Here is a 23,431-nt window from a genome sequence, read left to right as displayed (position 1 = left end):
AGAAAAAGCCAGCAAAAGCTGGCTAGGAAATATGAATAAAAATACAGATCCAGTTTATTGCGGACCCGACCAATTATCGCTACTCATGGTTAAAAAAGCATCACAACTGGCTTCGCCAACTTTACAAACACGCTTAGCAATCGATGTGTCAGGCCATTTCTGATGGGTGCTATATTCCAGTCCATTATTATCAATACAAGCCACTTTTAGCCAATTTGCCCGAGCCCCTTGATTATAATAGATGCTGCTAATGCACGTTATTGCGGTGGGGGCTGGATGTTGATAAGCAAAGCTGACATCGGTTTGCGCGACAAGCTCACCGGGTGGAAGATTAAATCGGATCGTTCTATTTCTATCTCGATTCATTGCCCATAATTTTTGTGCATATTGATCCGTTAAATAATAGGTATAACGGTCCGGTTGAATTTCACCACGCAACGTAATGGCTTGTGCTGATGAGGTTGATATCAATGTCATTAATAAAGTCATTATTGAAAATACGAAACGTGAAGACATAATTAATATTCCTGTTTTAGATATTATAGAAAATCATCACTAAGGATGCTCAATACAGTCTTGGTAATCTGTATCGGCCATAGCTTCAGCAAGCCCATTTGCTGAAAATAATGCAGAAGTCAACGGTGAGGACACCCATTGTAACGTGTCGTTTGGGGTTGTCTTTTTGAGCTGTTCAAATAATTGTTGATAATTATCATCTTGCGAGGTATCTGAACGACCAGTTCCATATGAAGACTGACTAATGCGGATAGTGACAGGCGAAATTGCGTTGTCAGGAGTAAGGCCATTACGATACTCAGGCGTCGTCATACGAATATGGAATACACCGCCATGGCAAGCGAACATTAGTGTTTCCTCTTGGGCATTGTTGCTACTCAAATCCCACGCCATTCCTGTGCTGCCATACCAATCGCCCCATTGATCATCAGCAATCGTGCTGTGAGCTGAGGTTGAAAAAAGGATCAATATCCCACTGATAAGCGTGCATAGCTGCGGTTTTAAATCTGGTAAATAAAATGTCATAAAATGCTCCTAAGCGTGTGTGGGATGTAATATCCCTTTGATATATTGAAAGTAGGGTAATGCTTGGATAAATGTGGGCTCCTCTATTTGTTGGGTAATCGCGTTATCTGGATGAAAATAACGAGAGGTTTGTTCAATATCCTGCAACAGCAGTAATGGCATGGCATGAATAGATCCCTTATAGACCCCACAGACGTACCAAACACCGTCAAAATAAGTCAACTTATAGGGTGATACCCAGCGATACATTTTTTCTTCGTGTCGGTAATGAATAAAGTGATGTTCTAAAATCGCTTGAGTCACAATAGCAAAACCACCAAAAGGTGAAGGTAAAGCCTTAGGCGGCGAGTGATACACCCTATAAGGAGACTCATGAGATTGGCGATTAAGAAGTAATGACAGCAACTTTCTATCCAAGACAGGAAAAAGCTGAGCGACATGGGTGATATTGGCAAATTGGAGAATATCGCTATCTGTACGTAATACAGCAGATCCCCCCGCTAATCGATAACCGCCTTGAAAATGTTCCAAATCGAGGTGGACTAATCGTTCATTAAAATCGCGTAATAATGTACGGTACGAGACATTAAACTCCGAGGCTAGCCTATTGAGGTATAACGTTTCCCCTTTGAATAATTGCGTTAAAATATACGCCAGACGATGTACCAATCGTTCATGACGGGCTGAAGGTTGTGCCATAAGGATTCCTACCAGTGACAACACAGATAAAGCCTTGCTAAATGCTAAGCAAGAATGAAAGATTTTTGGCGTAGATAAGCCACAATAAAATAAATGGGTAGTGGAAATTGACTTTGACTGGGAGGGAATATCGTCTCCATTAGCCAAGTAGACTGTAGTGTGGTATTGATGGCCTTTTTCAATGACATGAGTGAATGGTGTATTAATTCAACAGCTTGATAGACCGAGATATTTTCATGTATTTCAAGATAACTTCTAAATATCATTGTGGCTATTTCAAGTGCAACGCTATTTGATGTTTTAACTGCTGCAGTGAGTGCAACCTTAATTTGTGTAGGCGTAGGCTCTGAGAGATTAAGCTGTAAATCTTGAGAAATAATTAACAAATCGTTTTGGTTAAGCCCATTTATACTTTTCTCAATCAGTTTCATGAGTAAATTGAGTTCTAGAATTTCAATATCATTTTTAATCCTATCTTTGATATTTAATCGGGCACACAAATCTTGTAATCGGTGACGATATGAACTACGAGAAAAATTAAAAGTAGATACTACTGAACATTCATCACTCACCATGTGAAATGCTGAAAAAATATAATCTAAATAGAGTGAACGTGTCGCAAGCGAAAAAGGAATAGAGGAGATTTTAAACTCTTCCATTACTCGCTTTTGCTTATTTTCTTTAAACAAAAAAGAAGCCAATAAGACTAAATCGTCATCATGTAAATGGATGATAAATGCTAAATCAGGATCAATCTTGTGCTTATGCATAACGTTGGCTCCTTATAAAGGTATAGAGCATAACAAAGTCACTAGACAGGGTATGTCACATCAAAAATTATTTTCATCGAAATAGTTAAATAACCGTACTAAGGAATGTCATTGTAAAACTTGTAGCTGTTTCTTTTCTTTAAGTGTTTAAGTTAGGTGTATTCATGAATGTAATGTAGGACTCAAATTATTTGGGAATAGTTTCTATTTACAGGTCACTCCATATTTATATAAAAATAACTTCGGAGCGAATTTAATAAAATATATCCACTGCATCCTTTATCCTAGGGAAATAACCGATTTTAATATGTGTTGGTATAGTAATATATATAAATAAGAAACAGAATAGAAACTAGCAGTTAAATAAAAGTGATATATTTAAATAACTATAACTGAACCAATAGAAAAATCAGTATGGTTCATATGCATATATTTCCTATAAATGACACTCATTAAAGTAAATAGATTACGTTAAAACGTAAATCATTACATTAATCACTTTTAATATAACAACAAATAACAGGAGTTGATTATGTATACAGTTAATCAGGATTATCTAAAAATAATGAATCAAGTACTATCACGTGTATTAAGCGAAAAGAAACGAGTCTCTGCTTTTAGAATAGATTTACGCTTCCCTAGCGAAAATAGTGAATATCATAATGATGCCAAAGTAATAACACGATTTATTGAATCATTGAAAGAAAAAATAAAATGGGATGTAAAAAACAAGAGTAAGTTATGGGGGAAAGCATTAACTGAAAAGTTGGATTATATTTGGGTTAGGGAGGTAGGGAGTGAAAGTCATCACCCACATTATCATGTGATACTCTTTTTAAACAAAGATAATTATTACTCTCTTGGCGATTACAAGAAGAATGACGGTAATTTAGCTGCATTGATTAATCAAGCATGGAAGAGTGCATTAAATATTAAATTCGAAATAGTATCAGGATTAGTCCATTTTTCAGGTAAATATCACTTTGTTCAATATCAAAGTAATAATTGTAATAATACCAATCTTCAATTTGAATTAAATAAGCTACGGCAGGCTTTCCACTATTTAGCGAAAGACTATACAAAAGCCTATCACAGTGGCTTTCGTTCAATTGGCTGTAGCCAATAAGTTTTTATTAACAAAGTCGGGATATACTTTGAGAAGTAATATCCCTATTTTAATATCGATATTGCTTCTGCCTTTTAATTCAAGACAGGAGCTAATTATTATGACATCACAATCGTATTCATTACTCAATGACCAATTTGTAGATATGAAATTTATTTGTACATTTACGGGGTTAACGGATAAATGGTTTTATAAACTCATTCAAGAAGGTGAGTTCCCTAAGCCGATTAAATTAGGGCGTAGCTCTCGATGGTTGAAAAGTGAAGTTGAAAATTGGTTAAATGATAAAATAACATCCTCAAGAGACCATGAGAAATGATTAATAAATGTGCTGAATATCTTATTTTACTCATTTTTTATCAATACATGCATCGTTCAAAAATGAAACAAAAAACATAGTAACAAGCATTAAAACATGGCTATTGCGGCTATAGTAGCCGCAATAGCCATGCTCATCAGTCAAAAATAAATAATTTTGATTGTTTTTTACCCTTATAGATAAAAAGGGGGAATAACTTACTACCCATGACAATAAATCAATAATTCTAATTATTTTATAAATCACTGAAATCAATATTAGGAGCGTCATTGTTTGTATTTATTATTGGTACAATCGAATATTGAATAGGATACGTTGTGGTTGGCAATGGGCATGCAATGCATCCATTTTCTAATTGAATTGAAATATATAATGCACCACTAAACTGGCTTCGAATAACACGAAAATTTGTTTGACTGACAATAATACTTAGAATGGGATCAAGTATGTTAATCTTTCTGAATTTTCTAGGGCCATATTTTAATATGTCATTTTTCAAAAATGCCATAAAGTTATTATTTTCAAAGTTTGACTTCAACCATGAATACAACTCACGGACATCTAGAGTTATTTTGTATTTTTCTGAAAATGGATAAAACAACTTACTAGCTTGTTCTAAATTCCAATAGATTATATGACTCGCATTTTTAATATCATGTCGATTTAAATTAATTTCGTTTTTTTCGGCTTCAAATTGTTTTAATATTGAAGCCAATCGGTAAATATTTGCACTTGATTTTGATACTATATCTCTAATGTGAAACCATGCACCTCCCTTGCTACTCCAATGTTCAAAATTATTTTTTATTTGAGCCCATGCTATAATAGCATCTTGACTTGCTTTTATTGTTATTTTATCACGGTTATTTTCAAATGGAGTTTCATTTTGAAGATTTAGTAGGTTGTTAATTTCCTCATAAAAAGCATTAATAGCTGAAATATTTTCCTCTGATGGACGGCCTTTCATTGAATAATATCTGGTTCCTTGATTGCTAATCACGGATGAAAAAAGAAAACGTGAAAGGAAACCACTCCCTCTTGCAATATCACCTTGTTTTTTTAAATACTCGGTAAATATACTTGGCTGACTTAGTAAAGAAAATGTCAAACAAGATTTTATTTCATGATATTCATTGTTTGCTCGACTAAATGAATATGTTTCACCATCCCATGCCTTATTTAATAAGCCTATGTGTTTTTTTAAATACCCCGTAAAAAAGGTAATGGCTTCATCCGAAATGACACCCGCATTAGGGTGTTGTTGTAACCCTTCAATAAGCCCATTCTTTGTTACATCATCATAAATTAACTGAAAACGCTTTGGTTTCTGAGGCTCTATAGATAAATGTTTTTTTATTTCATCGGATTCCAATTCTCCTGGGTATTTTCTTTCAATGGCTTTCTTATAATTATTGTCTAATACTTTTTTTTTGATTTTCCAAATGTTATATGACTGTTCATAGTTGACTAAATCATTATCATATTTCTTCTTCATTTTTACAGAGAAATCATAAAAAGGCTTCATAACTAGCTTATTGATAGTCGTTTTTCCTTCACCAGGATCGGCAAGCGTTAAAAAATAAAGTGCACATGGCTCTGGTGTTTGGCTGTAATGTGGTTGGACATTAATTGAGGATTGGCAGGCAAGAGATGCAGCGGCTAGAATGACTTGGCAAATTAATTCAACTGGTATTTTGGTGTCTAGATGTAGTGAAATCACAGCATTTTTTAAAATTGGGGGTAAGGCATCTAGAGGAAATGACGTATTTATATTCTGTAGTTCTTGAGCCTTTCTTTCTGATTCTAGCAGTGAAGCAAGGTATTCCGCTGGACTGGGGGTCTGTTGGTTAGATGAGTTCATCACCATATCCTATTTTGTTGTGCATTATGAGCTTGTTGATAGAAATATAAAAGGAATAACGGTGAAAGCCAACATATCCTTAATGGATTTGTCATTAAAAATAAGCCACTATACTCTTTCCTAACAATATTCATTTCAAAATTGTCCCAAAAGGCTTTACCAAGTTAGCTGTTTGTCAGGGAATGTGTCATCCCTTCATCAAGAATAGCCACCAGCTGATAGTGGCTGATATACGCTTTCCTGATAACGACAGCACACACGCTGTCGTACCCGTATGCCTGTATCGTTTAATACACGGTAAAACGCTTCCTGAGCCGTTATCTGTCCAAGCTGATATAGATCGCCTGCTAAGCTACCATCCGATACTGGAGGGTATCTTGCTTAGTGAATGCCTGAGGATAGGACAACGTTCATTTGCCAACAAGCTGATTAGTTTGTTTAACCCGTTCAATAACCCTGAGCTACGTCCTAAGCTGATGTGGTTGTGCTGGTATGATTTGACGCTAGGTTTTCCGTTAGATGATTGGCTAAATACCCTGAAGATGAAAACTGAAGAACAGCTGGTGGAGTGGATCATTGATAGGCAGATGGAGGGCAGGAGGGATTATATGTTATTCTGTTGTTAGATAAAATACCCCTTGAATTATTAGATAGTTTTTATCTTCCTGATTATAGGACAAAAATTATTACAACCATGAGAGAGATAAAACAGCTAGATATCTGGGGGCAAAACCAGCAAAATTTAACTATTAGAACCAATTAATAATTTAAGGAATAAGTATGCCAACTTTGGATTTTAAAGGTAAGCAGTTTGTTTATTCGCATCACCTGAGTGTACCGTTTCGCGAATTAAAAGTTGAAACCGACAAATCTTTACCACCAGAAGGCAACGCCCCCTCACTTAATGACAACTTGATCATCCACGGTGATAACCTTGAAGCGCTTAAAGCTTTGCTACCGACCCATGCAGGTAAGGTTGACTGCATCTTTATAGATCCACCCTATAACACAGGCAACGAAGGCTGGTGCTATAACGACAATGTGCGTTCACCGCTTATGCAAGAGTGGCTGAAAAATTCAGCGAACCCTGTTGATAAAGAGGACCTAGAGCGTCATGACAAGTGGTTGTGCATGATGTGGCCTAGGCTACTAATACTTAAAGAACTCCTTAGTTCCACTGGCGTTATCTTTGCCACCATTGATGATAATGAAGGACATTCGTTACGTGAATTAATGGATGAAATTTTTGGCCGAGATAACCATATTGCGACATTAGTTTGGCAAAAAAGATACTCGAGAGAGAATCGCGAGGCCATAGGCGATGTACATGATTATATTCATGTTTATGCTATGAACAAAGAACACTTTAAACTTACGAGAAACAAGCTGCCTGGAACCGAGGAGCAAATGTCGGTTTATAGAAACTCCAATAACGATCCTAAGGGACCTTGGCGTCCTATTCCTATTACCGCACAAGCGGGGCATGCTACGAAAGATCAGTTTTACAAAATTATATCTCCATCTGGTAAAGAGTTTTACCCTCCTGAGGGGCGTTGTTGGGGGATGTCGGAGAAAACATTTAATGATTTAAACGCTCAAAAAAGAATCTATTTTGGTGTAAATGGTGATGCTCAACCTAATCTAATCCGATATGCGAGTGAGGTGGATGGCTTTGTTCCTTGGACATGGTGGCCAAGTGACGAAGCAGGACATACAGATCAAGCCAAAAAAGAGTTGATGGCTATTATTCCAGATAAGGAATTTTCTTTTGATACTATAAAACCAACAAAGTTGATGAAACGTCTTCTTCGCATAGCTACTCAAAAAGACTCTTTAATACTTGACAGTTTTGCTGGTAGCGGTAGTACCGCTCATGCAATTTTATCCCTCAATGAAGAGGATGGCGGAAGTCGAAGATTTATTTTGGTTGAATGCGAAGACTATGCAGATGCACTAACTGCAGAACGTGTACGCAGAGTCATAAGAGGCTATCCATTTAAAGGAAAACAAAGACAAGAGTTGCTGTCTGAAAAAATATCCTGGTCAGTGTTTGAAAAAAAACATTCTGAGTTGATGGAAAAAATCGCTCAAATTGAAGCTAAACATAATGATAAATTCGACAGAATACAAAAAGAACTTAAAGATGGTGTGCTGACCGTTAATGGCGAGCGAATAGTTGATGAGTATACAAAGGGTATTAACGGCAGTTTTACCTATTGTACTTTGGGTGAGCCCATTCAAATCGAAAGCCTGTTAACTGGCAAAGGCATGCCATCATTCGATGCATTAGCACGTTATGTATTTTATACCGCGACAGGGAAGTCTTTAGAAACCGTGGCAAAGACCTCTGCAGATGGTTTTATCGGTGAAACAGATCTCTTCCGTATCCACTTGTTCTATCGCCCTGATAGTGAGTGGCTACGCTCTAACGAAGCCGCACTTAACGCTGACAAGATAGAGATCATTAGTAAAAACAATGCAACGAAAAAGCGCACTATCGTTTTTGCTGTTGCTAAGTTTATGAGTCAAAAAAACTTAACTGAAAAACGTATTGAGTTTTGTCAGTTACCATACGCTATCCATCGCATTATGGGGGCGTAACATGGAGTTAAAAGACTATCAAAATGGTGTGCTAAATAAGCTTGATTACTATCTGAAAACTCTAGCAGAAAATAAAGAAGAAGCGGAAGATTTTGTTGCCTTTCAAAAAATGAAGGGTAAAGAGGCGCGCATAAACGACTACACCAAAGATGCCTGGGAGCAGCTGGTACAGGAACGCCGAATTGATTTGCTTAAAGATAAAAGTGGTCATTTTGTGCCTGCGCCATATGTATCAAGGTTCGATGGTTTAGAACAACCTATCCCTAATGTGTGCCTTAAAGTACCGACTGGTGGTGGTAAAACTTTATTGGGTGTGGCAGCGATTGAACGACTGCAAACTGACTTATTTATACAGCAAACGGGCATGGTACTTTGGGTGGTACCGTCGGACGCCATATATAAGCAAACATGGAAGCAATTAGCTAATCGTGAGCATCCGTATCGGCAAATGCTAGAACGTGCTTCTGGTGGACGAGTCAAAATGCTCGAAAAGAATGATGCGTTTACAAAGCGAGATATTGACGAAAACCTTTGTGTCATGCTGTTAATGCTACAATCCAGTGCACGCCAATCCAAAGAAGCACTACGTATGTTTCGAGATAGCGGTCGATTCACCTCATTTTTCCCTATAGAGGATGATACGACGGCTAATGAAGTATTAGTGACTGAAATTCGCAATTTAGACTGTAACGACCTCTCGGATTATGGTTGGCAGGAGGGTATAGCGCCAGGCTCTGTATCGGTGAAGCAGAGTTTAGGCAATGTATTACGGTTAGTCCGTCCAGTGATTATCATTGACGAAGGTCATAAGGCATACAGCAACACGGCTAGAGATACACTTTGTGGCTTCAACCCAAAATTTATTCTTGAACTATCAGCCACTCCTAACGCAAACGGCAAACATCATTCAAATGTGTTGGTCAACGTATCGGGACAAGCCTTGAAAGATGAGCAAATGATTAAGTTGCCAATCAACTTAATTAACGAAGATAAAAGTGAATGGAAGCACACTTTGTCGCTCGCACACTCTAAACTGAGTGAGCTTGATCTCGATGCTCAGCAGTTTCAGAACGAAACGGGTCGTTATATTCGCCCCATCATGCTGATCCGTGTAGAGCGCACAGGTAAAGATCAACGTGATTCGGCTTTTGTTCATGCTGAAGATGCACGTGAGTATCTGATGAATAAATTGGGTGTAAATGAAAATGAAATCCGCCTGAAAACGTCAGACAAAAACGAACTGGGTGATGATGATTTGCTCAGTGATATGTGCCCTGTGAAGTACATCATTACCAAAGATGCATTGCGTGAAGGCTGGGATTGCCCCTTCGCTTATGTGTTGGCAGTATTATCTAAGATGACAGCAAGAACTGCGATTACCCAAATGATTGGTCGGGTACTGCGCCAACCACATGCGCGTTTAACGCAAAAACCAAGCTTAGATGAATGTTATGTCTACACCTTTGATCAAGACGTAATGAATGCCGTTGCCGGTGTTAAGGAAGGTTTAGAAGAAGAAGGTATGGGAGATGTGGCAAATCAGGTCAAAGCTTCTGAAGCTAATAAACCTACCACTGCTGTAACCAAAGAAATTTTATTGCTTAGAAAGCGTTTTCGCTCTTTACCTAAAATATTTTTGCCAAGGGTTTTGCATCTAGATAACCGTTTTGAGAACGGCTACCGATTATTCGATTACGAGCGAGACATTCTGGGTGACTTAGATTGGGAGTCCTTGTTATACCTGAATGTAGATAATTTTCAGTTCATTAATGACAAGTTACAGCGTACCATTGCCCGTATCGACTACATAATGTCAAAAAATAACCAAGGTGAATTGGACTTAGCTGAGCCCGTGCAAGAAAATATAGAGTTTAATGCCAGTATGGGATTGGATATTTCCTATATGGTCCGCCAGCTTACTGATATTATCCCTAATCCTTGGCAGGCAATGCGTGTGCTAACTCACACTTTAAACATATTGCGTGATAATGGTGTTAGTGAAGAGGCTTTGTTCGCCAATCGTCTTGAACTACTCAAAGAAATGAAGCGTGATATTAAACAACAGGTTATTCAATTGTCGGAACAAATCTTCAGATCCAAGTTGGACAAGGGAGATATATCTCTTCGATTACTCGCATCAGACAATGACAAACTGAATTGGGAACTGGCGCAAACGTTAGAAGTAAATGTCAGTGAACATAATCAAGTACTTCGTCGCAAAGATGGCTCTGAGCTAGAGAGAAGCTTATTTGAAAAAGTGTACCAAAATGAACTTAATAACCTAGAACGAGAAACTGCTTGGTATTTGGATAAGCAAGAATCAGTGTATTGGTGGCACCGTATAGCGGTAAATCAACGTGAATATAGTCTTCAAGGATGGCAGAAGCAGAAAGTTTATCCTGACTTGTTGGTGTGTGTCGAAGAGCCTAGTTCGGGCAGTTACCGTTTCTCAGTGTTGGAGACCAAGGGCGAGCATTTGAAAGGGAATGATGACACTGAATACAAACGTCGCTTGTTTGAACTGTTGACTGAACATGTTAAAACGGCAGTGGATGCGGGAGAACTCACGTTGGAAGCAGCATCTGGTGGTATGTCATTCCGAATGTTAATGGAAAACAGTTGGTCGCAAGAAATCGTGTCCGAATTAAATTAGCTCATATAAACCTTGTAAAGAATTCTGTGTATTGCCACTTCATTAAAGGTGACCGCTTCGGCGGCCACCAAACTCGATAATAAACCGTATTATGATCAATAGCAGGTTTCGGATGGTATACTCCATTTTTTGATGACATCCGTAATCATTTGGTAAATAACTTCCCGTACTGTTGTGGTCGATAGAGGATACCTTCCGTTTCTTTATCGCTTGTTATGTAAATCGCACCAGTAGATGTCTAGATATCTACTTATAACTTAAAATCCACATTCCCTAACTCCCCTCCAATTTTCCCATGTAATCCGCATACCACTGCTATTTCTCTTCATCCATATACTAAACATGATTATACGTACCATGGATCGCATTCTTATCGATATGCGCGAGCTGGGTTTCAATCCATGCAGAGTTATATCCTTTCTCATGCAAAATTTTGCTCATCCTGTGGCGGAAGCCATGCCCTGTTAACCTTCCTTTATAATACCCCAACAACTCAATAACCTAATTTAAATTATCTTTAATGGGGAGTGGACAAGGTCACCCAACTTCGCAAAACTAAACGGTGAAATTTCTTTCTCTCTATTCGCATCCAGATAATCAGCCCACCACTGCACCATCAGTCGCCGTTCCTCTATATGTTCTGCCTTATGAATATAAGCAGCTCTTACTGAGTTGCGTTCTTGGTGGCTCATTTGCCTTTCTACTGCATCCTTCGACCACAAACCTGACTCAATCAACGAACTACATGCCATCGTTCTAAAGCCATGCCCACAAACTTCCATCTTCGTGTCATAGCCCATCACACGTAATGCGTTGTTTACCGTGTTTTCACTCATTGGTTTTCTTGGATTATGATCGCCGATAAAGATCAGTTCGTGATTGCCACTGAATTGATAGATCTGCTTTAATATCTCAATCGCTTGTCGGCTTAAAGGAACTAAATGGGTAGTGCGCATTTTTGATCCGCGATGAGAGTGTTTTACCCCTTCTATCGCTTCGCGTTCAGCGGGGATAGTCCACATGGCATTCTCAAAATCGATTTCATCCCAGCGAGCAAAGCGCAATTCACTGGAACGAATAAAGACTAACAAGGTAAGTTTAACTGCAAGTTTAGTTAAAGGCCTTCCCTTATAATCATCAATGCGTTGTAAGAACTCAGGTAGGCGTTTAAGCTCTAATGCCGCTCTATGTACTCGTTTACCTGTAGCCACTGCACCAGCCATATCTTGTGCTGGATTGTAGTCGATTAAACCACTTTGTACCGCATAGCGCATAATGGCTGTCACACGCTGTTGTAAACGTGCCGCAACCTCAAGACGTCCAGACATCTCCACGGCTTTAATGGGTTCAAGGAGATCCCGAGTTTTTAGTTCAGCGATATTATGCTTACCAATAGCAGCAAAGATATTGTCCTCAAGGCTTTTGAGAACTCGATGGCTATGGCCTTCTGACCACTTCTTATTCGTTGCGTGCCAATCACGTGCAACCTTCTCGAATGTATTAAATTCCTTTTGTTGCTCTTCTTTTACTTCTTTGCGTTTTTCACTAGGATCTACTCCGTTAGCGACAAGTTTTCTTGCCTCATCTCGTTTTTCACGGGCATTCGCGAGGGAGACATCAGGATATACGCCAAATGCTAGCATCTTTTCTTTACCGCCAAAGCGATAACGGAAGCGCCAATATTTAGAGCCATTGGGGTGAACCAGAAGAAATAGTCCGTTACCATCTGTCAGCTTATACGCTTTATCTTCAGATTTTGCAGAACGAACCTTAGTATCGGAAAGTACCATTTTAACTATCCTCGTAGCCGAATTGCGGGTACAAAACTTTATCGAATCGGCATATACCCGCAAATGTACCCACATTATTAACTTGATGTCGGTTGAGTTGAGTATACGTTGGTAGAGTTAAAATGCGAGGAAAGCCTTGTAAAACAGGGATTTTAGATACAAAAAAAGACGTCGGTTGACGTCTCTTGATGTTCTTATGGTGCCGAAGGCCGGACTCGAACCGGCACACCCGAAGGCGGTTGATTTTGAATCAACTGCGTCTACCAATTTCGCCACTCCGGCACTGAAGTGTGTCTGGAAAACTTGCCCATTATACTTGCGTGAAGAACCCTCGCAACAATTATTGTTAGTTTTCAGTTTGATTGGCGAAAAAAAGTGCATTTGGGGTTTGTTGCTATCATAAAACACGACTTATAAGTTACATCTAGGTATCTATCGTTAATGATTTAATCATGTTGTATCGATAAATCAATTATCTTGTTATTCTTGTATCTAAGTTTATTCGTCACCTTATTTCTACTTTTTTCTTATCTTATCTTTTTCTCTTTTAAAGATTATATCGTCATTATATAAATTCATTAAAACTAACTTATTTAAACGATATATTTTGATTTATATATCGATAAATAAAAAAAGGATCAAAACTTGGGTTAGTGTTTTGATCCGACAGTACTGCTAAACGAGGGCTTAATTTTATTTTAATGACTATAAATTATTTTTGTAGCGTCACTGCCCTTTTCTTCCCTGGTGTGAGGAAGAAGGTAGTTATGTTTTATTAATATAATGTACTTATTTATCTATACTGCATATTATTGATATAAAGGATTTACTACTTTAATAAGATACTTCTTACTACTACATAGGAAATTACTATTTAACACAAAGGTACTTATTTACTGCTTTAACGAAGGTACTGCTATCTAATATAATGGTGTTGAAATATTACGACTAATATATAACTTATTTATTATTGAAGAGGCTATTTTATAATATGCCTTCTTATTACTTCACTCTATTATTGCTGTGTTATCTTTGCTCTGTAACTCTTATATTCTCAGTCTCTCGACTTGATGAAGCTATAATAAGTTTAATTTCACAATCTCACAATCAATAAATTATTACAAAATATGTCACACTCTTATATTATCTTTACATAATACCGAAATTATATCAAAATAAGATAAATAAAAGATGAATACGTTATTGAAAAGCAATTTATTGAATAAAAAAGCCATTCATTAACATTTTCTTGATATACATATCCTAACTTAATAATAAAGAAAAGCTAATAATAGGGTTAAAAACTAGGGTAACTGAGGAAGATTGTAACTTAACGGTAATACTTACCTTACTTTTAGAGGAGAAACATGAGGGAAATGTCTTTTTATGATGCGATTTTTCTTCACTATCCTTTTCTTAGAGACAATTTGACACATTTAATGCCAACTTTTTGATAACTGACTCTTGCACTGATAGACATTCTTATTTCTGATAATATAATCAAAATTTGGTTTAAATCTGATTAGAAGGCGGTGTTATGGGCATTGTTGGCTGGATTATAACGGGCATATTTGTTGGTATTATCTTAGGTGCCGTATTAAAAATGATAAAGAAAAAATAACGCGATAAGAAAGGCACCAAATTAAAACATAAACAATTTTATGTTGATCGCATTCCTTTCACCTCACTGACTTCTGTTGAAAGTAAAAATGAAAAAACATTTTCTAAAATATCTTATGATCCCAGTCGCTTTACTGACATTGAATGCGTGTAGCCAACGTTCATCATTACCACCAGCGACACAACCTTCTATGTTAAATCAACAGAACAGTGTGCCTGAGTTAACGCAATGGCCTACGGCATTAAGCCCTAATGTAAGCAATGCAAGCGCGCTGTTTGATAAATATGCCTCACAGATTTATCAAAAGAGTAATCCTCAAGGTATGGTTATTGTCATGATCAATAACTCTCAAACCTTGAATCGTTCTTTTGGGACGACAACACCTGAAAGCCGCAATGCACCATCAATGAACTCGCTTATTCGTATCGCTTCAATTACTAAGTTGATGACGAGTGAAGTGCTATTAAAGTTACAAGATGATGGAAAATTATTAGTCACCGATCCACTACAAAAATACAGTTACTATGGTGTAGACATTCCATTAGTCAGCACTCAATCCCCTATCCGTCTTTATCATTTAGCGAGTCACACTAGTGGTTTTCCACGAGAACAACCCGGTGGAAAATGGGGAAGACCTGTTTTTATATGGCCAACGCATGGCGACCGCTGGAACTGGTTGAAAAAGGCGACACTGACATCTACCGCAGGGGAACAAGCAGCTTATTCAAACCTCGCTTACGATCTATTAGCGGATGCCTTGGTGAAAGCATCAGGTAAAAGTTATCCTCAACTTTTACAACAATATGTCACTCAGCCCGCAGGCATGACGAATACCACATTGACGCCGACTCCAGCACAATGCCAACGACTATTAGTAGGATATAAACCAAGCCCATGCTCTGACACCATTGCAGCAGCTGGAAGTGGCGGTGTGTACTCGACGCCTGCCGATATGCAACGTTGGATGCAAGGCTTTTTGACTTCTCATAATGCCATGCGAAAGGCAACAGCAAGTAAAGAGCAGTCTGTTTACTTTCCTCGTAATCGACTCTCGTCAATAGAAGGGATGGATGTGGCAGGTCGTGCTGATGGCGTGGGTCTAGGCTGGGTTTATATGGCTCCTGCTAATGGTATTCCGGCAATTTACCAAAAAACAGGCGGTGGCGGTGGATTTAATACTTATATGGCAACCATTCCCGAATTAAATATTGGTGTATTTGTGGTGATCACTCGTAAACCTAACGGCACTAAATTTAGCGAAGTGACTCAGGGTACTAATGCCTTGGTTCGTGCACTGGCAAAAGATTTTTATCAGTAAATAACACATCAAATTTCCATAAAAAAAGCGCCTTGATAGTAAATCAAAGGCGCTTTTTATTTTTCAGTCTGATGTTATTTAGCGATTACGCTTCATCAATAACCATAAACTCAACGTTAGGAAGAGTATTCCCGGTACTAATGCGGCAATCACTGCGGGTATGCCATAAACCAAACTTAATCGTCCTGAAACTTCATTGACGATATAGAATAAGAAACCAAAAGAGATACCCGTTAAGACTCTTAATCCCATTGGTACAGTACGTAATGGACCAAAAATAAATGACAATGCCATTAACATCATTACCGCAACAGAGATTGGAGCAAAGATTTTTTTCCAGAAATTCAGCTCATAGTTTGCTGACTCTTGCCCACTCTGCTTTAGATATTTAACGTACTGATAGAGCCCGCTGATCGATAATGCATCTGGATCTAACGCCACAACGCTTAATTTTTCTGGCGTTAATCGTGTTGGCCATTCAAGTGATACCTGTTTTTTACCTGTGATTTTTTGTGGATCAGTTAAATCTGACTGTTCAACTTGTTTCAACATCCACGTTTTTTTATTCACATCGTAGGTTGCACTTGATGCATAACGTACCGTTTCTAGTTTTCTCTCATTATTAAAATCATAGAGTGTGATGCCTTGCATCTCATTTTGGCTCTTTATTCGGTTGATATGAATAAATTGATTGCCATCTTTAGCCCACATACCGCGGTTAGTCGAAACTAAAGAGTTACCCATGATTTTTTCTGCACGGTAGTTACGTGCGTACTGTTCACCTTGTGGTGCGCCCCATTCGCCAATCAGTACAGTTAATAGGACCAAGGGAATAGCGGTTTTCATCACCGAGCCTGCAATTTGCAAACGGGTAAATCCCGATGCTTGCATCACCACCAACTCACTACGCGTTGCTAATGCGCCTAATCCTAATAACGCACCAAGTAATGCCGCCATAGGAAAGAAAATCTGCACATCTTTAAGGATATTTAAAATGGCGTAAATACCCGCATCCAGTGTAGTGAAATCCCCTTGCCCTACCTTACGGAGTTGATCGACAAATTTGATAATGCCAGATAGTGAAACTAGCAAAAACAGTGTCATCAAAATCGACTGTAAAATAGTACGCCCGATATATCTATCTAATACACCAAACATCAGGCAACTCCTTTCTTAAAGCGAGCTCGGAACTTACGCATAGGTAAGGTATCCCAAATATTCAATAAGATAGCTAGGCCAAGATAAATCCCATTCACACTCCACATCGCAATGAAAGGGTCAACTTTTCCTTTTTCACCATTAGAGTGCAGTGAACTTTGTAATAAGAAAAAGACCAGATAAAGCAACATTGCAGGTAACATACTTAATACGCGACCTTGACGTGGGTTTACCTCACTTAAAGGCACAACCATCACCGCCATAATGACAACAGAGAAAATCAAGGTTAAGCGCCAATGGAATTCAGCGATAGACTCTGTTTCATTTGAATGCCAAAGTTCAGTCATCGTTTTTTGTTCTACACGATTACTGCTAATGGTAGATTCACGGTGCCCGATAACAGCTTGGTAATCATTAAAATCGGTAATACGAAAATCACGTAGCACAGCCGTACCTTCATAGCGAGTACCCTCACTTAATACGACTATCTGATTCCCGTTAGGTAATTCTTTGGTATAGCCTTTATCTGCAACCACGACAGAAGGGCGTTGATCTTGTGTTGGACGCAACTGTGCAAGGAATACATCTTGGAATTGATTCCCTTTCACACTACCAAGATAGAGCACCATATTGCGGTCGCTGGACATTTTAAATTGCCCTTCCATCAATGCAGCTAAACTTGGGTTTGCTTTAGCATCCTCAAGAACTTGCTCTTGATGCACCGAAGACCAAGGAATAAGCCAAATAACATTTCCTGCGGCTAATGCGCTGGTCAGTAATGAGAGCAACAGTGCAGCTTGCACTAATGCTTTCTTACCTATTCCGCACGCACTCATGACGGTTATCTCACTTTCAACATAAAGTTTGCTGTAAGTCATCAGAAGCCCAAGAAAAAGGCTTAATGGAAGAATAAGCTGTGCCATCTCAGGAATTCCCAGCCACAGCAGAGAAATCACGAGGTTTGTAGGAATGTTACCTTCTACAGCAGCCCCTAAAATTTCAACCAGTTTCTGGCTAAAGAAGATAAGCATCAGAATAAATAAGATGGCTATCTGACTTTTAAGGGTTTCCCGAGCTAAATATCGAATTATAATCACGCTAGTTATGCCTGTGAAAACTTGTCTTTTTGCAGGAAAATCGCTAACTTCGTTGTATATCTATCATTTGTGCATCTCAGTTAGACATTCTTGCAGCCCAAATGATATCAAAACATGCTATAAACAGGTTCCCAATAAGAACAAGCTTATAAGTTAGCTAAATTAGTTGTGTTCAATTAATGCATTTAGCTTAACATAAAAAGTAAACTTTCTATGGGGTAGATTAATGCGGATCACTATTCTAAACGATACTTTCCGTTTTTGTCTTTAATATTCAGGAGAACGCATGGAGTTTAATGTAAAAAGCGGCAGCCCAGAGAAACAACGCAGCGCTTGTATTATCGTGGGGGTGTTTGAGCCTCGTCGTTTATCTCCGATCGCGGAGCAACTTGATAAAATCAGTGATGGCTATATCAGCGCCCTGTTACGCAGAGGTGAACTGGAAGGCAAAGTCGGACAATCATTGCTGTTACATCATGTACCAAATGTTCTCTCTGAGCGCGTTTTACTAATTGGTTGCGGTAAAGAGCGTGAATTGGATGAACGCCAGTATAAACAGATCATTCAAAAAACCATTAACACACTCAATGAAACTGGATCTATGGAAGCCGTATGCTTTCTGACTGAGTTACATGTTAAAGGTCGTAATAATTACTGGAAAGTGCGTCAAGCGGTTGAGACTGCAAAAGACTGCCTCTATACCTTTGATCAACTGAAAAGCAATAAGACAGAATTACGTCGCCCATTACGTAAGATGGTCTTTAATGTACCTACTCGTCGTGAACTACCAAGTGGTGAACGCGCAATTGCACACGGTTTAGCCATCGCATCAGGTATTAAAGCATGTAAAGATTTAGCTAACATGCCACCAAATATCTGTAATGCCGCTTATTTGGCGTCTCAAGCTCGTCAATTAGCAGACTCATCTTCAAATGTTTCTACGCGTGTTATTGGCGAAGAACAAATGAAAGAGCTAAATATGAATGCTTACCTCGCAGTAGGACAAGGCTCTCAAAATGAATCTTTAATGTCGATTATCGAATACAAAGGCAATAAAGATCCTGAAGCTCGCCCAATTGTGTTAGTAGGTAAAGGGCTGACATTTGACTCGGGTGGTATTTCTATCAAACCTGCCGATGGCATGGATGAGATGAAATACGACATGTGTGGTGCGGCAACGGTTTACGGTGTGATGCGTGTTGTTGCTGAACTCCAGTTACCAATCAATGTCATTGGTGTACTTGCGGGTTGCGAAAACATGCCGGGTGGAAAAGCGTATCGCCCAGGTGATATTTTAACAACCATGTCAGGACAAACCGTTGAAGTATTAAACACCGATGCTGAAGGTCGTTTAGTGCTGTGTGATACGTTAACTTATGTTGAGCGCTTTGAGCCTGAATTAGTTGTCGATATCGCTACATTAACAGGTGCTTGTATGGTGGCTTTAGGACATCACTACAGCGGATTAATGTCTAATCATAATCCATTAGCACATGAATTGATGAATGCATCAGAGCAAGCAGGTGACCGCGCTTGGCGTTTACCATTAGGCGATGAGTTCTATGAACAAATCGAATCTAATTTTGCTGATTTAGCCAATACTGGTGGCCGTTTAGGTGGCGCAATTACTGCGGGTTGTTTCTTAGCGCGCTTTGCGACTAAATATAACTGGGCTCACTTGGATATTGCAGGCACAGCATGGCGTTCTGGTAAAGCAAAAGGCGCGACAGGCCGTCCTGTTTCTTTATTGTCTCAGTTCTTACTTAATCGCGCGGGTTTGAATAGCGACGAGTAATACCGCATAATTATCAGGGTTAAGGTATTACCCTATTATTATGGTAAATAGAGCAGACTCCAAGAAGGGTATTGCAACGCAATACCCTTCTGTTATCGGGATATCATGAAAAACGCCACGTTTTATTTAATGGAACACCCATCAATACACGATGATTTACAGGCTCATGAGTGGCTTGCCTGTCAACTTACCGCTGAACATTGGCGATTAGGCAAACGTATTTTGTTGGTTTGTGAGTCTCAAGCTCAAGCTGAATTGCTTGATGAGGCATTATGGGCAAGAGAACCTCATCAGTTTGTTCCTCATAATCTTGCAGGTGAAGGCCCTCGTTATGGCTCTCCTGTTGAATTATGTTGGCCTGGAAAACGTGGTAATGCACCTCGTGATCTCTTGATTAATTTGCAATCGCAATTCGTAGACTTTGCCACAGCTTTCCATGAAGTGATAGACTTTGTACCTATTGATGAACAATTGAAACAGTTGGCGCGTGAACGATATAAAATTTATCGTAGCGTCGGCTTTACTTTGACAATGGCTACGCCGCCAACCTATTGAATACGTAAAGAATATGGAAAATAAATCCGCACCGAAAGAGCCATCGCTCGACACAACATATAATCCAGCAGAGATTGAACAACCTCTGTATCAGCATTGGGAAAAAAAAGGCTATTTCAAAGCCAATGGCGATACAACGAAAGAAAGCTTCTGTATCGTGATCCCACCGCCAAACGTCACAGGTAGCCTACATATGGGTCATGCTTTCCAGCAGACCATTATGGATACCATGATCCGTTATCAGCGTATGCAAGGTAAAAATACCTTATGGCAGTCAGGTACTGACCATGCGGGTATCGCAACGCAAATGGTTGTTGAGCGAAAAATTGCCGCTGAAGAAGGTAAAAATCGTCATGACTATGGTCGTGATGCATTTATCGACAAAATTTGGGAATGGAAAGCAGAATCAGGTGGTAACATTTCTAACCAAATGCGTCGTTTAGGTAACTCTGTTGATTGGGAACGTGAACGTTTCACAATGGATGAAGGGTTATCTAAAGCGGTTAAAGAAGCTTTTGTTCGCTTACATAAAGAAGATCTAATCTACCGTGGTAAACGCCTTGTAAACTGGGATCCTAAATTACACACAGCGATTTCTGATCTTGAAGTCGAAAACCGTGAAGTTAAAGGATCTATGTGGCATCTGCGTTATCCTTTAGCGGATGGGGCGAAAACCGCTGAAGGTAAAGATTACCTCATTGTTGCAACAACACGTCCTGAAACCATGTTAGGTGATACTGGTGTTGCTGTTAACCCAGAAGATCCTCGCTATAAAGATTTAATTGGTAAAGAAATTATTCTACCAATCGTTAACCGTCGTATCCCTATTTTAGCGGATGAACACGCTGATATGGAAAAAGGTACAGGTTGCGTAAAAATCACCCCTGCTCACGATTTTAATGACTATGAAGTTGGACGTCGTCATCAATTACCAATGATTAATATCATGGACTTTGACGGCAATATCCGTGTTAGTGCAGAAGTCTTAGACACCAATGGTGTTGAATCTGATGTTTATAGCACTGAAATTCCAGTAGCCTACCAAGGTATGGAACGCTTTGCTGCACGTAAAGCAATGGTCGCTGAATTTGAACGTCTAGGTTTATTAGAAGAGATCAAACCTCACGATTTAACCGTACCTTACGGTGACCGTGGTGGCGTTGTTATCGAACCTTTACTAACAGACCAATGGTATGTTCGCGCAGCGCCTTTAGCAAAACCAGCCGTTGAAGCTGTTAAAAACGGCGATATCCAATTTGTACCAAAACAGTATGAAAATATGTACTTCTCATGGATGAATGATATCCAAGATTGGTGTATTTCTCGTCAACTGTGGTGGGGTCACCGTATCCCAGCTTGGTATGATAATGAAGGCAACGTTTATGTTGGTCGTGACGAAGAAGAAGTTCGTCGTGAAAACAATATCGCAGCTGATGTTGCATTACGCCAAGATGATGACGTACTGGATACGTGGTTCTCGTCTGCACTATGGACATTCTCAACATTAGGCTGGCCTGAAAATACTGAAGCACTGAAGACATTCCATCCAACGAATGTTTTAGTCAGTGGATTCGATATTATATTCTTCTGGATCGCTCGCATGATCATGATGACCATGCACTTTATCAAAGACGAAGACGGTAAACCGCAAGTGCCATTTAATACGGTTTACATGACAGGTCTTATTCGTGATGAAGAAGGCCAGAAGATGTCAAAATCTAAAGGTAACGTACTTGATCCTCTGGATATGATCGACGGTATTTCATTAGAAAACCTGTTAGAAAAACGTACTGGTAATATGATGCAGCCACAAATGGCTGAAAAAATTGCTAAACGTACTAGCAAAGAGTTCCCAGAAGGTATTGAAGCACACGGTACAGATGCCCTGCGCTTTACCTTAGCCGCGTTAGCCTCAACGGGTCGCGATATTAACTGGGATATGAAACGTCTATCTGGTTACCGTAACTTCTGTAACAAGCTGTGGAATGCAAGCCGCTTTGTGCTGATGAATACAGAAGATCAAGATTGTGGCTACCAAGGTGGTGAGATGACATTCTCACTGGCTGACCGTTGGATCTTAGCTGAATTTAACAATACCGTTAAAGCCTATCGTGAAGCGTTAGACAACTATCGTTTCGATATCGCTGCTGGTATTTTATATGAGTTCACTTGGAACCAATTCTGTGACTGGTATCTTGAGCTATCAAAACCTGCGGTACACAAAGGTAATGATGCACAAAAACGCGCAGCGCGTCATACACTGATTGAAGTGTTAGAAGGCTTACTGCGCCTTGCTCATCCAATTATTCCATTTATCACAGAGACAATCTGGCAACGTGTGAAGGAAGTGAAAGGCATCGAAGGTGAAACCATCATGCTACAAGCTTTCCCTGAATTCGATGCATCACTTGTTGATGAAGCTGCACTTAACGATCTCGAGTGGATCAAAGAAGTTATCGTTGCTGTACGTAATATCCGTGCTGAAATGAATATTGCCCCAGGTAAACCACTTGAAGTTATCTTACGTGGTGCCGACGACAATGCTAAACGTCGCGTTAGTGACAATATTGGTTTCTTAAAAGCAATGGGTCGTTTAGCGGATATTCGTCCATTAGCAGAAGGCGAAGAAGCGCCATTATCAGTTAATAAACTGGTTAACGGTGCAGAATTGCTGATCCCAATGGCGGGCTTTATCGATAAAGATGCGGAGCTTGCACGTTTAGATAAAGAGCTTGAAAAAGTAGAAAAAGACATCACAACTTTAGACAGCAAATTATCTAACGATGGCTTTGTTAGCCGTGCGCCAGAAGCAGTTGTTGCTAAAGAGCGTGAACGCTTAGCAACATGCTTAAGTGCAAAAGAAAAACTAATCGCACAAAAAATCTCTATCGCCTCTTTATAAGCACAGTCGCTTTAAAGACACTGAGATTAATAGTAAAAACCCGCGTTTATCGCGGGTTTTTACTTAGCTTCTTTCATTCAAAAAATAAAACCATTTTTCACTTCATTTCTTGTTATTCTCGGTTC

At 39.1% G+C, this 23,431-nt stretch carries 16 protein-coding genes, 1 tRNA gene and 1 pseudogene; 8 read left to right on the top strand and 10 right to left on the bottom strand.

The window, feature by feature from the left end; genetic code table 11:
* Positions 1 to 54: 54 nt before the first annotated feature.
* The 4 genes from F1325_RS01730 to F1325_RS01715 are packed head-to-tail and all read right to left on the bottom strand — an operon-like array spanning position 55 to position 2,510.
* Positions 55 to 516: a hypothetical protein gene (locus tag F1325_RS01730; protein WP_125112366.1), complete on the bottom strand. Its 462-nt coding sequence runs from the start codon at positions 514 to 516 to the stop codon at positions 55 to 57.
* Between the two features lie 39 nt (positions 517 to 555).
* Complete coding sequence (locus tag F1325_RS01725; RefSeq protein WP_160229915.1) at positions 556 to 1,041, bottom strand: hypothetical protein; 486 nt, start codon at positions 1,039 to 1,041, stop codon at positions 556 to 558.
* A 9-nt stretch (positions 1,042 to 1,050) separates the two neighbouring features.
* Positions 1,051 to 1,740, bottom strand: a complete 690-nt coding sequence (locus tag F1325_RS01720) for a transcriptional regulator (protein WP_160229914.1) — start codon at positions 1,738 to 1,740, stop codon at positions 1,051 to 1,053.
* Positions 1,741 to 1,784: 44 nt separating this feature from the next.
* Entirely contained in the window at positions 1,785 to 2,510 is a 726-nt protein-coding gene (locus F1325_RS01715) for a hypothetical protein (RefSeq protein ID WP_160229913.1), read from the bottom strand.
* Positions 2,511 to 3,042: 532 nt separating this feature from the next.
* On the opposite strand from F1325_RS01715, the gene F1325_RS01710 reads away from it, so the two are divergent.
* Both F1325_RS01710 and F1325_RS01705 read left to right on the top strand, forming a co-directional pair.
* Positions 3,043 to 3,636 (top strand): inovirus Gp2 family protein, encoded by a 594-nt coding sequence (locus F1325_RS01710; RefSeq protein ID WP_160229912.1) that lies wholly within the window; start codon positions 3,043 to 3,045, stop codon positions 3,634 to 3,636.
* A gap of 100 nt (positions 3,637 to 3,736) precedes the next feature.
* Complete coding sequence (locus F1325_RS01705; protein WP_160229911.1) at positions 3,737 to 3,955, top strand: helix-turn-helix transcriptional regulator; 219 nt, start codon at positions 3,737 to 3,739, stop codon at positions 3,953 to 3,955.
* 235 nt (positions 3,956 to 4,190) lie between these two features.
* On the opposite strand, the gene F1325_RS01700 is transcribed toward F1325_RS01705, so the two are convergent.
* The gene (locus F1325_RS01700; RefSeq protein ID WP_160229910.1) at positions 4,191 to 5,816 is read right to left on the bottom strand and encodes a YfjI family protein; all 1,626 of its coding nucleotides are present in this window, start codon (positions 5,814 to 5,816) and stop codon (positions 4,191 to 4,193) included.
* 780 nt (positions 5,817 to 6,596) lie between these two features.
* Between F1325_RS01700 and F1325_RS01695 the strand changes: the two genes are divergently transcribed.
* Both F1325_RS01695 and F1325_RS01690 read left to right on the top strand, forming a co-directional pair.
* A complete protein-coding gene (locus tag F1325_RS01695) occupies positions 6,597 to 8,417 on the top strand; it encodes a site-specific DNA-methyltransferase (protein WP_160229909.1) in 1,821 nt (606 codons plus the stop codon).
* Position 8,418: 1 nt separating this feature from the next.
* Complete coding sequence (locus F1325_RS01690) at positions 8,419 to 11,070, top strand: DEAD/DEAH box helicase (protein WP_160229908.1); 2,652 nt, start codon at positions 8,419 to 8,421, stop codon at positions 11,068 to 11,070.
* Between the two features lie 339 nt (positions 11,071 to 11,409).
* Here the strand turns inward: F1325_RS01690 and F1325_RS19260 are convergent.
* From F1325_RS19260 to F1325_RS01675, 3 genes and pseudogenes are all read right to left on the bottom strand, one after another.
* Positions 11,410 to 11,571, bottom strand: a pseudogene (locus tag F1325_RS19260) (integrase); the annotation flags it as partial.
* 5 nt (positions 11,572 to 11,576) lie between these two features.
* Complete coding sequence (locus F1325_RS01680; RefSeq protein ID WP_160229907.1) at positions 11,577 to 12,860, bottom strand: tyrosine-type recombinase/integrase; 1,284 nt, start codon at positions 12,858 to 12,860, stop codon at positions 11,577 to 11,579.
* A 197-nt stretch (positions 12,861 to 13,057) separates the two neighbouring features.
* Positions 13,058 to 13,142: transfer RNA gene (locus tag F1325_RS01675), tRNA-Leu, on the bottom strand.
* 1,427 nt (positions 13,143 to 14,569) lie between these two features.
* Between F1325_RS01675 and ampH the strand changes: the two genes are divergently transcribed.
* Positions 14,570 to 15,799 (top strand): D-alanyl-D-alanine-carboxypeptidase/endopeptidase AmpH, encoded by a 1,230-nt coding sequence (ampH, locus tag F1325_RS01670; protein ID WP_160229906.1) that lies wholly within the window; start codon positions 14,570 to 14,572, stop codon positions 15,797 to 15,799.
* A 78-nt stretch (positions 15,800 to 15,877) separates the two neighbouring features.
* Here the strand turns inward: ampH and lptG are convergent, their stop codons facing one another.
* Positions 15,878 to 16,957, bottom strand: coding sequence for an LPS export ABC transporter permease LptG (lptG, locus tag F1325_RS01665; protein ID WP_109372654.1), 1,080 nt, complete (start codon positions 16,955 to 16,957; stop codon positions 15,878 to 15,880).
* Positions 16,957 to 18,054 carry an LPS export ABC transporter permease LptF gene (gene lptF, locus F1325_RS01660; protein WP_109372655.1) on the bottom strand — a complete coding sequence of 366 codons (1,098 nt, stop codon included), beginning with the start codon at positions 18,052 to 18,054 and terminating at the stop codon, positions 16,957 to 16,959. Before lptF ends, lptG begins: the two co-directional genes overlap by 1 nt.
* Before the next feature lie 286 nt (positions 18,055 to 18,340).
* On the opposite strand from lptF, the gene pepA reads away from it, so the two are divergent.
* The 3 genes from pepA to F1325_RS01645 all read left to right on the top strand — a co-directional run bounded on the left by pepA (position 18,341) and on the right by F1325_RS01645 (position 23,306).
* A complete protein-coding gene (gene pepA / locus F1325_RS01655) occupies positions 18,341 to 19,849 on the top strand; it encodes a leucyl aminopeptidase (RefSeq protein WP_006535637.1) in 1,509 nt (502 codons plus the stop codon).
* 105 nt (positions 19,850 to 19,954) lie between these two features.
* On the top strand, positions 19,955 to 20,404 hold the full coding sequence (locus F1325_RS01650) for a DNA polymerase III subunit chi (protein ID WP_023583544.1): 450 nt from the start codon (positions 19,955 to 19,957) through the stop codon (positions 20,402 to 20,404).
* 13 nt (positions 20,405 to 20,417) lie between these two features.
* Entirely contained in the window at positions 20,418 to 23,306 is a 2,889-nt protein-coding gene (locus F1325_RS01645) for a valine--tRNA ligase (RefSeq protein WP_109372656.1), read from the top strand.
* Positions 23,307 to 23,431 lie beyond the last annotated feature (125 nt).

Origin of the sequence: Proteus columbae (assembly GCF_009914335.1) — a bacterium.
Lineage (GTDB): Bacteria > Pseudomonadota > Gammaproteobacteria > Enterobacterales > Enterobacteriaceae > Proteus.
The sequence above is the reverse complement of the archived record's forward strand: the minus strand, read 5'-3'. Positions and strand labels throughout refer to the sequence as shown.

Excerpts from the sequence above, each read along its gene's own strand:
- F1325_RS01650 (WP_023583544.1), top strand. The coding sequence starts at position 19,955 with ATGAAAAACGCCACGTTTTATTTAATGGAACACCCATCAATACACGAT.
- ampH (WP_160229906.1), top strand. The coding sequence starts at position 14,570 with ATGAAAAAACATTTTCTAAAATATCTTATGATCCCAGTCGCTTTACTG.
- F1325_RS01730 (WP_125112366.1), bottom strand. The coding sequence starts at position 516 with ATGTCTTCACGTTTCGTATTTTCAATAATGACTTTATTAATGACATTG.
- F1325_RS01680 (WP_160229907.1), bottom strand. The coding sequence starts at position 12,860 with ATGGTACTTTCCGATACTAAGGTTCGTTCTGCAAAATCTGAAGATAAA.
- pepA (WP_006535637.1), top strand. The coding sequence starts at position 18,341 with ATGGAGTTTAATGTAAAAAGCGGCAGCCCAGAGAAACAACGCAGCGCT.
- F1325_RS01700 (WP_160229910.1), bottom strand. The coding sequence starts at position 5,816 with ATGAACTCATCTAACCAACAGACCCCCAGTCCAGCGGAATACCTTGCT.
- F1325_RS01720 (WP_160229914.1), bottom strand. The coding sequence starts at position 1,740 with ATGGCACAACCTTCAGCCCGTCATGAACGATTGGTACATCGTCTGGCG.
- F1325_RS01710 (WP_160229912.1), top strand. The coding sequence starts at position 3,043 with ATGTATACAGTTAATCAGGATTATCTAAAAATAATGAATCAAGTACTA.
- F1325_RS01715 (WP_160229913.1), bottom strand. The coding sequence starts at position 2,510 with ATGCATAAGCACAAGATTGATCCTGATTTAGCATTTATCATCCATTTA.
- F1325_RS01645 (WP_109372656.1), top strand. The coding sequence starts at position 20,418 with ATGGAAAATAAATCCGCACCGAAAGAGCCATCGCTCGACACAACATAT.
- F1325_RS01705 (WP_160229911.1), top strand. The coding sequence starts at position 3,737 with ATGACATCACAATCGTATTCATTACTCAATGACCAATTTGTAGATATG.
- lptG (WP_109372654.1), bottom strand. The coding sequence starts at position 16,957 with ATGTTTGGTGTATTAGATAGATATATCGGGCGTACTATTTTACAGTCG.
- F1325_RS01725 (WP_160229915.1), bottom strand. The coding sequence starts at position 1,041 with ATGACATTTTATTTACCAGATTTAAAACCGCAGCTATGCACGCTTATC.
- F1325_RS01695 (WP_160229909.1), top strand. The coding sequence starts at position 6,597 with ATGCCAACTTTGGATTTTAAAGGTAAGCAGTTTGTTTATTCGCATCAC.
- F1325_RS01690 (WP_160229908.1), top strand. The coding sequence starts at position 8,419 with ATGGAGTTAAAAGACTATCAAAATGGTGTGCTAAATAAGCTTGATTAC.